A 12,628-nucleotide genomic window follows, 5' to 3' on the forward strand; every position below is an offset into this window, starting at 1 on the left:
GCAAAACATTCCTCAATACAAGTTCAGCGTGTATTGAGGAATTGTAAGCGATCAAAATAAGATCTTTAAATCTTACTATTATTCTTTCTAAATCCATCCGGACTAACGCCAAATTTCTTTTTGAAAAATGTGATAAAATAAGATACATTTTCAAATCCCAGCTCAAAAGATATCTCCGAAATATTCTTGCCGGAATGAATCAGTAGATTTTCTGCTTCCAGCAACACATATTGACGGATTAATTGACCCGCAGATTTACCGCGTCTTTCCTGACATAAGCGATTGAGATAATTGGTCGTAATAAATAACCGATCAGCATAAAAAGAAGGTAGACGCTCCTTCGCATATTGCTCGCTAATAAGGCGCTCAAAAGAAAGAACCTTCTCTTCCTTTTCGTTTTTAACACCGACAATAGCTTCAGGAAAGATACTTCTACCCAGTGTTCCTAAAAATATATGGAGATATGAACGCAATATATCCTTCGCATCCGGATGCTTATACGCATATTCTCGTTGCATCGTTTCCAAAATCATAGACAAGCCCAGCCCTTCCGAAAATGGAACATGATGCGGCTCCACCTTCTGCTTCTTTAAAAAGTTAAAATGATGCAGGACATGATCATTGTAACGTGCTGTGACAAAAGGTTTTTCAAATAGAACGATCCAACCTTCTTTTTGCTCTTTTTCAATTGGAAACTGCAGTTCTGTACCAGGACCGAAAGAGATAACCTGCTGACATTCCAGTTTACTCAAATAACCGTCGATAGAGAGCTGCATAGTTCCAGATATCAAATAGATGACCGTATAAAATGATCTTCGATTTGTCAAATGCAAATGCTGTAAACAGCTGTAGTCGTCTTTAAGATCGAAGACAACTAAACCAATATGATCGGGATCAATAGTGTTTAATGTGAATGTATTGATATTTTCTGTTTTAATAACCATAAATAATGTAATTGTAAAGTGAGATAACCGACTAAACAAAAAACAAAATGGGTGGCTTGAAAATAAGGCTATCCGTTCCCTCCAAAATGAGATAGCGTCGTACAAACACGTCGGAGCATCGCAAATCAGTAAAATCATCGTCAGACTTCACTAAAAAACAGGTCAGCGGAAGATAAACACTCAGATCGATCTGCTTCGCTTTAGGAGCAGGATCCTGTTGTTCCCTTTCCTTTTCCACCTGCTTATCGATATAACAGAATCCACTACAGGTCACTGCAGGAGTAAATCTGTTTATACACAATGCTGTTGTAATATATTCGCGATTGAGCTCAAAACCAACACAGATCCAGGTACAGCTAGTCGCTTGTATGAAAATGGCTAAGACAAGGAGTATCGATAATTTAACGCGCATTAAAAACGGTATAAATAATAGCATGCTGCAGTCATGAATATTGACTATCAAACACGAGAAATGCAAAATAAATAAGGGGGCCTAGCTATCGGTTTATTTCAAACAGAGATAGCAAGATTATTAGTCAGAAAGACTCGATGAGGGTATTAACAACTAGGTGGACGCAAAATACGATGAACACGATCAAAAGTATAGTGTGATTTTCGCATATCAAAATTTGCTTTTTCAACAGCATTGTTTTGATACGAAGGGAAAGCGAGCACAGCAACCGGTGCTACAACAAATACATGCGATTCCTTTATTTTATTTTCCGTATTTTTCCTTTCATCCTCACGTGCTTTTTTCATTTTCTTCATCAAGACACAGGTACCCTGACAATGCAATTGAGGAGCATCTCTATTTTCACAAAGATATTGCGCTATATAATCACGATTGATATAAAAAGCACTTATAATCATTATACCCCAGCATGCCTGAATAAGCATGAGCGTAGATAAGAAATATAAAAGTACTCTTTTCATAAAGTTCAAAGATAATACATTAATAAGGAACTTAAAAAAGTTTTAGAGTTAAATAATAACTTCGCTCACCCCAATAATAGGCATGTACCTGCCGTAATATCATATTAGGATGAAGCCGCTTTTCATATCTAATTAGAAGAATACGCAAATAGCGATAAACATATTTTGAAACATACAGTTGATCAGCAAAAAAAAACCTCACTCGCATTATGGTATACAACAAGACATTTCACAAAACCAAGGATTACTCCTTTAGCTCAAGATTAAATGGATAGATTGTTTACATAATCATAATATTCGCTTAATCATTAATCAGCTCGGACATTTTAACTTTGTTCAAGTATGGAACATATTAAAGCGATAAAAGAAGATAACCATAAAGTTTTTAATCAGATCTATGAACAATATCACCAGCAGATTTATAGCTTTATTATACTGAAAACGCGTTCTGAATACATTTCTGAAGAAGTAACCCAACTCACGTTCATCAAACTATGGAAGCAACGTAAGCAATTAAATGAGCATCTAGAAATTCATATCCAAATTTTTGGAATGGCCAGACAAGTCATGATCGATCTGCTCCGAAAAGAGTCCAACCGTTTTAAATATGAAGGCGAATCGGCAAATACCCCATTCACGGACAGCTTAATTACTGCGATTGAAAGTAAAGATCTCTTGAAGATCATGGAGCAGGATATCGAAAATATGCCTAAAATGCGTCGCCTGATATTTGAACTAAGTCGGAAACAAGGGTTAACACATAAAGAAATCGCACAACTCTACTCCATTTCTCCAAAAACGGTCGAACACCATATTGGTAAAGCCTTGATGCAACTCAAGCAGCATCTTTATTCGATTATGCTATAAAATAATGTCCCAGCGATCGATTAAAAAATAAATTCGCCCCTTACAACGCATCACACTGACAACAAAACATATACCTATCAAAAAGCTCTTCCCCCTGCTAATTCCTAAATTAAATAATTGTTAACTCGCTAGGGATATCCCCTTGAACCACGTAATGCTATTATGAGGTTCAGAAAAAACAAAACAGGCAAGCAGCAAAATCGTCTTGACAAGCAATACATACGGAAGCAACTATGGAAAGATCCATCCATAATTGATGATATATTTCCCGATCAAGAATGGGAATCACATCTGGGAGATGTTGACCAGTTTATCCCATCGACTAAAATGGCGCATCATATACATGACGAAATTAGCACGGAAAGTAAACAAAAACAGGAAAAGAAGAATAACAACATTTACCTCAAGCGATTTAGCTATTACGCGGCAGCTGCAGCATTGCTACTCGTATCGTTGGGCATGTGGCTATGGATAAAACCAGCTTTTGATAACAACAGTCCAACTTTAGTTGAGTGGCAGGAAAAAACAGATCTCAAAAAAGATACGAGCTGGGTTTCAGTAACCAATAACCAAAACTCAATCCAAACGTATACCCTGCCCGACCGATCTACGGTCAAACTATTTGCGCAGAGTACCATACGTTACCCGCAGTACTTCACAGATCACAGCCGGGAGATCTATTTAAATGGAAAAGCTTATTTCTTGGTATACAAAGATGGTTCCCGCCCATTTAGCGTATACGCCAGTGCAACAAAAACGACCGCCTTAGGTACATCCTTTACCATTGATTCGCGCAGCAGCTCAAAATATATAGCTGTGCAATTACACACCGGAAAGATTGTTGTTGCATCTATAATGGCCATTCCTACATTTAAAAATGTTTTCCTAAAAAATGCAGGTGAGTCCCTGTCTTTTGATGCAAACATGCATCTCGTAGCGCATCACAGCGGTACTGTAAAAAAAGAAGCAAGTACGAGCAAGTCCCCGAGTCAGAACAAGCCCAACGGCTTGCTTGAACTAAACAATATACCTTTGTCGGAGGTTTTTGCTGCCCTCAGCACGACTTATAACACGCCTATAAAAATAGGCAAACAGGACATTTCCAAAATCCAATACACTGGCAGTATAAACCCGCAACTTGAACAGTTACAAGACGTACTTGCAGTCATCTGTCTGATTAATAACCTGCGCTATGTACAAGAAACGGATGGTTCTTATACCATCTATCGTCAAAATGAATACAGCAACGATCAACTATAAATCCATAAAATCAATCACTATTTAAAATCATGTTTAACAAACAGAACCAATTCAGAAAAAGCGTGTTATTCTTTGCACTATTTGCGACGGGGCTATCCTACGCACAGGCGCAACAGGATCAAGTAAAAGGAGCAACACAAGATGAAAATGGAAAGTTTTTATCTGGCGTCAGCGTCAAAGCCCTAAATCGGGAATCGGGGAAAACATTCACGACGAGCTCTTCCGAAAAAGGACTTTTCTCTTTTCACAACCTGCCAGAAGGAGGTCCTTATCAGTTTATATTTTCTTCGGTAGGTTATCAGCCAGATACGCTCTCGGGCTACAGTGTGCAACCCGGAAGGCCATTAGCCTTAAGCGTCAAACTTATTCCCATGTCCACAACACTCGATGAAGTCGTTATCGGATATGGACGTATCGCTCGAAAAGACCTCACCAGCTCCATCACAACAGTCAAAGCTGAAGACATGAATGTCGGTGTTATGACCTCCCCTGCTCAGATGCTTCAGGGAAAGGTCCCGGGCCTGACCATATCAACCAACAACAGTAATCCTAATGCAACCCCATCCGTCAGTCTAAGAGGTGCTTCTACTTTGAGAAGTGGCGAAGCGATGGAACCCTACTATGTGATCGATGGCGTACCCGGAGCATCACTCGCACTAGTAGCACCAGACGATATCCAATCGATCGATGTGTTACGCGATGCATCAGCAACAGCGATATACGGTTCAAAAGCCGCAAACGGGGTCATTATCGTTACAACCAAACGCGGTAAAGCAGGACAGGCAAGCATTAGCTACAACGGTTATTTAGCGATAGACAAGATCGCAAAACGCTATGAAATGATGAACGGTGAACAGTACCGAAATTATATTGCGGCTAACAAATTCGCGATGGAACCGACCGATGATCTAGGAACAGATACCGATTGGCAACGAGAGGTAGAGCGAACGGGTATTTCCAATAATCACAATGTCTCTTTGATCGGCGGAACCGAAACAACACAATACAGTGCCAGTCTCAATACGTTTAAAAACAACGGTATTATCAAAGGAACAGACCTGGGCCGTCAGATCGCACGCGGATTTGTACAAACAAGCGCGCTGGATAAACGGCTTACGGCTTCTTTTAATATCAATACCAGTATTACCAAACAAAATGATGTCCTTGCCCTTGGCGATGGTTTAAGTGTATACGACGCGATGTATTACTACTTGCCAGTATCCCCTGTCCGGACAGAATCTGGCGCTTGGTTTGAAAAAACAGACCGTTCGCAATATGTGAATCCGCTATCATTAATAGAGGAGAATACCAATTATACCAAAACGAAAATGATACAGGGACATGCCAAACTTGGTTATAAAATATTACCGAGCCTAACCTACAACATCGACCTGTCCCTGCAAAACCGCCAGTATAACAACGCACAGTACTACTCGAGTTTATCCATGGCAGCACGTAATCAAAATGGAAAATCGATCCGTGCAGCAGTAGAAGACGAAAGAAAGATCATGGAAATGAATCTAAGCTTCGATCGAACATTTGGAAATGTCCATAAGTTTTCAGCTCTTGCCGGTTATTCGTGGGAAGAAAACAACAATGACGATGGATTTCAACTGACAACTTCAGACTATTACGATGATGGTTTAAGTTATTATAATCCCGGCATGGCCAATGTTGTCGATATTTTGGGATTTGGCAATTATTACCTTTCAACATTGCGTATGATCTCTGTTTACGGACGTGTAAATTATGCTTACAACAATAAATACCTTTTTCAGGCGACAGTAAGGCGTGATGGATCTTCGGCATTTGGTGCAAACAACCGATGGGCCACCTTCCCTTCTATTTCAGGAGCATGGAGACTATCGGAAGAACCATTTATTCGCGATATGAATTTCTTTGATGATCTAAAACTGCGTGCCGGATATGGCGTCAGTGGCAATTCTTTAGGTTTCGATGTGTTTACCGCTAGACAGGTCTATGGTGCCACCTCGAGTTTCTACACCGATGCTTTCGGAAACGATCTCCGTACTCTGGCTGCACTTCGTAATTCAAATCCCAATCTACGGTGGGAACGCACAGGGATGCTTAACCTGGGTATCGACTTTGCATTCCTGAAAAATAGATTAAGCGGAACCTTGGAATATTACGATAAAAACACCACCGATCTTATCTACGACTATGCCGTGTCCACAACCAAATATCTCTACCGCTCACTAACAGCCAATGTCGGTGAGATCAACAACAAAGGAATTGAACTGACCCTAAATGCTGTCCCCGTAAAAACGACACATTTCAGCTGGAACACAGGGATTGTGGCCTCGCACAATAAAAATGTGGTCATCCGTATTACGAATCAGGAATTTTCAACCGACTACGTGGATTTAGCAGACTTGGGTGGCGCCGGTCAAAGTAATGCTTTTCAGCAACGCCTACAAGAAGGTGCACCTATTGGTCAGTTTTATACCTGGGAATGGGCAGGTTATAATGATGCCGGTATCTCGACTTTTTATGTACGCGATGCGCAAACGAAGGAACGTACAGGTGAAACCACCATTACCCCGACCAATAAAGACCGCACCGTAACGGGAAGCGCACAGCCAAAACTGACTTTAGGCTGGAACAATACCGTAACCTACAAAAACTTCGCTTTAACCGGTATGTTCCAGGGTGTATTTGGTCATAAGGTCATGAATGCGACCCGCGCCCGACACTCCAATGTCGTAGGCAATGCCGGACAGAAAAATCTATTGGCCAGTGTAATCGACACGGAGAAAGCAACAGATATCAACGCACATTATTTATCAGACCGTTACTTGGAAAGTGGGAATTATCTGCGTTTAGCCAATTTGGGCCTTTCTTACAACATCCGCAATATCGGTGGTCAGTTGAAAAATGTAAAGCTATACGCTTCGATGAACAATGTCTTTGTGCTCACGAATTACAAGGGAGTAGACCCCGAGGTAGATCTTGGTGGCCTTACACCTGGTGTTGACAACAGGCAGACTTATCCACGTACCCGTACCATTTTATTCGGTCTAAACTTCAACCTATAATCAGCAAAACAAATCATGAAATCAAAACAATATATCCGCCTATTTACCTTAACTACATTTGCGGCAACATTAGTTGCTTGCACCGATCTTGATGTGGATATCAAATCACAGTACACTGAATTTCCAACCACGGATAAAGCGGCTGAGGCCATTTCAGCTGACGTTTATGCCGCATACCGAAGTGCACTGGGCTACAACCATTGGATGACACAAACTTTATCATCAGACGAAGCAGTCAGTCTTGCATTAGGCACAGATTACTATGACGGCGGTAGATTCCGCGAACTTCATGTTCACAACTGGACTCCCGACAACGCCATTCTTCCAGATGTTTGGAATGCCGCCATGTCAGGCATCAATCTATCCAATAATGTATTGGCTATTTTTGGAGATAATGAAAGCGATAAGGCTGCGCCTATGCGCGCCATGAGAGCTTATTTTTACTTTATCCTGATGGATAATTTTGGAGGAGCACCACTGATCACAGGAAAGATTGACCAGATTCCGGATCGCTCCTCAAGAGCCGAAATCGCCAACTTCATCTCCAGCGAATTACTAGCCGTCAGAGATCGTTTACCCAAAGAAGTTTCTCCCGCCACATATGGCAAAGCAACGCGTTATATGGCCGATGCGCTACTCGCTAAACTATACCTCAATTGGTCGGTTTATACCGCTACCGATGTAGCTTCCTACACCCCCAATATGCCCAATGAAAAACTAGCACAAGTCGTTGCAATGTGTGATGATATTATTACTTCAGGTCAATTTAACCTGAGCAGCCACAAGTTCATGGAAAAATTCCGCCCCGACAATGGTCCTCAGGTCAAAGATTTCATCTTTGCCATGCCTTTCGACCGCGAAAAACAGCAAGGCATGACATATGCACGTTTTTGGATACACCGCAGCGGACAAAATCAATTTGCCAAACTGCCACAAAGTGTAGGCGGCACATTTCGGGTATTACCTACTTTCTTAGCCAAATTCAACCTCCAAGGTGACGACAGAAATGCGGCTTACATGGGTGGACTACAGTACTATTGGTCGGACTATGCACCAGATTTAAATCGTCCGTTATTAATCAAAACCTCTAAAAAAGGCATCGACCAGGACTACACAGGCAGCGATGCAAACGTAACGTTTGACTGGCATATGGAAACAACAAAAGAAATCAAACTTCGTCCCGATGGAGGTCCGACCCTCAATGCAGGAAATGATCAAAAAGGCCGATCAATGGGTTACCGATCGGTTAAATTTTACATGGATGTAAACGTGACAGCGGCAAACAATAGAAACCAAAGCAATGATGTACCCATCTTCCGTTATGCCGACATTTTGTTAATGAAAGCCGAAGCCATCCTCCGAGGAGCGGCACCTACAAATGGCGAAACACCGATGTCGCTGATGAATCAGATACGTGCTTATGTCAACGCACCTGCTTTAACAGCCCAACCAACGTTAGCAGCGATATTGGACGAACGCGCACGAGAATTTTCAGATGAATCATGGCGAAGAAATGACCTGATCCGTTATGGAAAATTTGAAGAAGACTGGGGCTTCAAATCCTTATACAGCGCAGGATTATCCGAACGCTTTCGCCGCATATTTCCGATCCCCCGACCGATCATGGAAGTCAACACAAAATGGAAACAGAATAGCGGATATTAAGCACAGTTGAGTATGAAAAGAAGAGAATTTGTAAAAAGTACATTAGGAACAGCTGTGGCTACGGGGCTTTCTGCCGGACCTTTAGCGACTTTAGCCACTGGCGCAAATCGAAGAATAGAAAGTGAAGATATCAACAGCCGATCTTCACTAAAGGACGAGTACGAGCTGCATTTTTTAGCGATCGGTGACTGGGGGCGTAATGGTGCCGATCATCAAGTCCAGGTGGCACAGCAGATGGGGAAATGGGCGAACGAGCATCCAAATGATTTTATTATCTCAACAGGTGATAATTTTTACCCATCAGGAGTTGTCAGCGAACACGACCCCTTATGGCATTATTCATTTGAAAATATTTACACCGATTTCGCCTTACAGTGGGACTGGTATCCCATATTGGGCAACCATGATTACAAATCCGATCCCGATGCCCAAGTACGCTACAGCAACATCAGCCGTCGATGGAAGATGCCAGCACGTTATTACAGCAAAACATTTAAAATCAAGGATAACGATGAAGTCCTGATCGCTTTTATAGATACAAATCCCTTGATACCAGAATTCTATCAGAATAGCGAATATGGGCAACATGTCAAAGGGCAGCAACCAGAAAAACAACTGCAGTGGTTAGACCATCTACTGCAATCTTCTAAAGCAAAATGGAAGATCGTCGTTGGTCATCATCCGGTCTATACAGCAGGTCCCCGCACAGAAAATTATGACACATTAGCCGTGAGAAAGGTCTTGAAACCCCTGTTAGAAAAACATCGTATTCCGTTGTATTTGTCTGGACATGAACATTCCATGCAACACTTAAAAGTACAGGACAATTGTTTCCATCAGTTCATCTCCGGAAGCGGATCTGAAGTAACCCCTGTCAAAAAAGGTTTAAGTTATAGCCGCTTTGAAGCTTCAACTTATGGGTTCATGTACTTCGCTCTAAATCAACAACAATTACAGGCGCAGTGCATCGATCACGAAGGAAAGATGATCTACAGTACCATTATCCCCTTAACCCCATAGGTATATCAAATAAAACTCCCGAGGTACTGCATCCCTCGGGAGTTTATCTATGAGCTCACATTTAAATTTCAACATGGCCAAGCACTTATCGTATTCAGGTATAGTCTCATACGGTATTTATGCAAAATAACAAAATGCCCTTCCTATTCCGGAAAATCAGGCATCGCTATCCGACGTTGTGTCGGATTACTCAAAGCCTGCAAGAATGCGAGTACCGCATCTACTTCTGCTTTAGAAAGATCAAGTTTCTTTAATAACGGTGAAGGGATCGGTCTTGTCTTTTCATCCACCTGCACCCTACGCTGTATAGGAGCCGGATTACCCAGATTATATAGTTCTACCACATCCCTAAGCGTGGGAAAGTTTCCGTGATGCATCCAAGGTCCGGTCAAACCCACATTACGCAATGAAGGTGTCCGAAATGCCCCAATATCTTTCTGGTCGCCTGTTATATGGTAATGTCCAAAGTCCTCCTGCTTCGTTCCATATAAAGTCTGCCCATCGTTATGAAACAGATTATCCGAAAATAATGGCGTATTATGGCAATTAATACAACGTGCTTTTGTTCTAAAAAGATGAAGTCCTTCTAACTCCTGATCATTAAGTGCATCGGACTGACCCGAAACAAAACGGTCAAACTTAGTAGGATAACTCACGATACTACGCTCGTAAGTTGCTATTGCCTGTTGGATGCGCAATAAATTCACCTGATCATCTCCAAAAGCACTTTTAAAATAAGGACCATACCCCTTGATTATGCGAACATGTGCCACCATCGTATCCAAAGACGTATTCATCTCCACATGATCCTGAACCGGCAACAAAACCTGGTCTTCCAAAGTTTTAGCTCTTCCATCCCACATAAAGCTCTTGTAATAACCGACATTATAGAGCGTCATGGCATTGCGTTTCCCCTCTTTTCGACCATGACCATGCGCCAAACTCTTACCGTCGCCAAAACCGAGCTGCGCATCGTGGCAACTCGCACACGAAAGTTGCTTCGATGCCGATAATCGCGCATCAAAGAACAGGAGTTTCCCAAGTGAGGCCTTTTCTTTACTAAAAGGATTTGACGCCGGATATGCAACAGCTGGCAAAATACCGATATCAACAAATCCCTGCTGAACAGAAGCATCCAAATGCGGTTCAGGCCACTGCCCAACATCACCACTGCTATAGCGGCGACGAAGATCAGCCAGAGGTAAAACGGTATCCACCTGATCCACAAAAGCACTGATCAGCATCGGTAAACAAACTGTTAATGCTATCAAAAACTTATTTCTCTTCATCAAAATCAACGAGCCCCTACTTAAAAACCATAACTTAAACGTACACTTCCTACCTCACGAGTGCGACCCAAAGGAGCCAAATTCACGCGATCCAGCGCACTCCCTAAATCTGCTTTTCGGTACGTATACGTACCGACCAACTTAATGAAATTACCTTTTTTAAGACGCTGCGTAAACCCTAAACGTAGCTTACCTCCCCATACATCTGCCTCATGATAGCGAATATCATGGTAAAACACATACTGGTGAAAAACATTCTCGTTAATCAAAGGAAGCGTCCACGAAGTACCCATGTTTGTTTCGGCAAAAGCAGTCACCCCAAACTCCACCTCTTGATTTCGAGTTGTAGCATAAGTCAACAATGTAGACAAGGCATAGTCCATCCGATCATAATCCAATCGAGTTTCCGTACCGCCGTCATGGCGTACCTCATGGGTATAACCGATATTTGCCTCATAAAATTGCTGCCACTTATTCTTTTTAATCAAATACGAAAGATCTAAGGTTTGACGCTCCTTTCTGTACACATAATTCTGTGCATTACCACTTTCAGTGACCCAGTCTTTACCACTATGGTTCAAGCTATTAAAAGAAGCCAGATAGGTTTTGTTACCCCGTTTTAAATTCCACATGAGCTGATAACTCAACTGATCCAGATTAAACTTACTCAATTCATTGATCCGCGAATCATTTCTAAGTGTCTGTCGATAGTGCTGCACCTCCTGTAGGTATCCAATATTTCCGTAAAATTTACCCAGATCACCGCCCCAAGATAAATAACCCTTCGCACCATAACGCTTCATATTATTCTGGTAAAACATATTGCGCTCACTAAGCCAGTCGCTCACTTTCCAACCGTAGCCTCTCACGATGTAGTTCATATACGGCGATTCAACAGCACTTAGCGCATATTGCTCATTACGGTAAGCTATTTCTACCCGTTCTTGACCATAACCATATTTTCCCTCTAGCCCGAGCTCCCATCCTGAGCTAATACGGGCACTGGCTCCAAGACTTCCATTGACCTGAATCGCATCGATTGTGCTCCTAGGGTCGTTGTTACTAAAATGATTGCCTACATGGTAATCCAGCCCACCAAAGACCGAGTATTTACGATCTGCAAAATACTTCTGCCCCCTTGTCTGAATGAAGTAATTGGTTCTCTCATAATGATTATATCCATATGAACCAAAATACCAGGGCGATGCTGGATTTTCCCGCGTTTGATGCGCAAATCTCGTGCTATCTTCCGTACTACGGTTATAAGCAAATCTTCCCCAAAGGCGAATATCTTTGATCGTTACCGCACCCTCCGAATTAAAATTGATATTTTTTATTTTCTGCGCATCCTGAGCGGTGCGATATTCACCACTTACCTGACTATACCCCATTTGAATAAGGCTGTATCGAGGTTCCACAGACTTCTCCAACCACATGGGGTTATCCACGGTATACGCACGTATACGACGTGCTATGGTATCCTGCTCGACAGCATGTTGCGCATATACAGGAAGATAAGTCCCCCAGACACAAAATAACAGTCCTACTATATGTAATTTCTTCATTGAATCGTATTATTTGTAATCAAGCCCCT

At 42.0% G+C, this 12,628-nt stretch carries 10 protein-coding genes; 5 read left to right on the forward strand and 5 right to left on the reverse strand.

Features of this window, described 5'->3' with window-relative positions:
• Window positions 1–65: 65 nt before the first annotated feature.
• From FHR29_RS08525 to FHR29_RS08535, 3 genes are all read right to left on the reverse strand, one after another.
• Window positions 66–944 (reverse strand): helix-turn-helix domain-containing protein, encoded by an 879-nt coding sequence (locus tag FHR29_RS08525; protein ID WP_183913786.1) that lies wholly within the window; start codon window positions 942–944, stop codon window positions 66–68.
• 31 nt (window positions 945–975) lie between these two features.
• Window positions 976–1,356, reverse strand: coding sequence for a hypothetical protein (locus FHR29_RS08530; RefSeq protein WP_183913788.1), 381 nt, complete (start codon window positions 1,354–1,356; stop codon window positions 976–978).
• 146 nt (window positions 1,357–1,502) lie between these two features.
• On the reverse strand, window positions 1,503–1,877 hold the full coding sequence (locus FHR29_RS08535) for a hypothetical protein (protein WP_183913790.1): 375 nt from the start codon (window positions 1,875–1,877) through the stop codon (window positions 1,503–1,505).
• 342 nt (window positions 1,878–2,219) lie between these two features.
• Between FHR29_RS08535 and FHR29_RS08540 the strand changes: the two genes are divergently transcribed.
• From FHR29_RS08540 to FHR29_RS08560, 5 genes are all read left to right on the forward strand, one after another.
• Window positions 2,220–2,744 (forward strand): sigma-70 family RNA polymerase sigma factor, encoded by a 525-nt coding sequence (locus FHR29_RS08540; protein ID WP_183913792.1) that lies wholly within the window; start codon window positions 2,220–2,222, stop codon window positions 2,742–2,744.
• Between the two features lie 162 nt (window positions 2,745–2,906).
• On the forward strand, window positions 2,907–4,004 hold the full coding sequence (locus FHR29_RS08545; RefSeq protein WP_183913794.1) for a FecR family protein: 1,098 nt from the start codon (window positions 2,907–2,909) through the stop codon (window positions 4,002–4,004).
• A 29-nt stretch (window positions 4,005–4,033) separates the two neighbouring features.
• Window positions 4,034–7,060 (forward strand): SusC/RagA family TonB-linked outer membrane protein, encoded by a 3,027-nt coding sequence (locus FHR29_RS08550; RefSeq protein WP_183913795.1) that lies wholly within the window; start codon window positions 4,034–4,036, stop codon window positions 7,058–7,060.
• Between the two features lie 15 nt (window positions 7,061–7,075).
• Complete coding sequence (locus FHR29_RS08555; protein WP_183913798.1) at window positions 7,076–8,725, forward strand: RagB/SusD family nutrient uptake outer membrane protein; 1,650 nt, start codon at window positions 7,076–7,078, stop codon at window positions 8,723–8,725.
• A gap of 12 nt (window positions 8,726–8,737) precedes the next feature.
• The gene (locus FHR29_RS08560; RefSeq protein WP_183913800.1) at window positions 8,738–9,745 is read left to right on the forward strand and encodes a tartrate-resistant acid phosphatase type 5 family protein; all 1,008 of its coding nucleotides are present in this window, start codon (window positions 8,738–8,740) and stop codon (window positions 9,743–9,745) included.
• A gap of 143 nt (window positions 9,746–9,888) precedes the next feature.
• Here FHR29_RS08560 and FHR29_RS08565 read toward each other — a convergent pair whose 3' ends face one another.
• Entirely contained in the window at window positions 9,889–11,034 is a 1,146-nt protein-coding gene (locus FHR29_RS08565; RefSeq protein WP_260291983.1) for a cytochrome-c peroxidase, read from the reverse strand.
• 20 nt (window positions 11,035–11,054) lie between these two features.
• On the reverse strand, window positions 11,055–12,599 hold the full coding sequence (locus tag FHR29_RS08570) for a DUF6850 family outer membrane beta-barrel protein (RefSeq protein WP_183913803.1): 1,545 nt from the start codon (window positions 12,597–12,599) through the stop codon (window positions 11,055–11,057).
• Window positions 12,600–12,628: the final 29 nt, after the last annotated feature.

Source organism: Sphingobacterium sp. JUb56 (assembly GCF_014191365.1).
In the GTDB taxonomy this organism is placed as follows: Bacteria; Bacteroidota; Bacteroidia; order Sphingobacteriales; family Sphingobacteriaceae; genus Sphingobacterium; species Sphingobacterium anhuiense.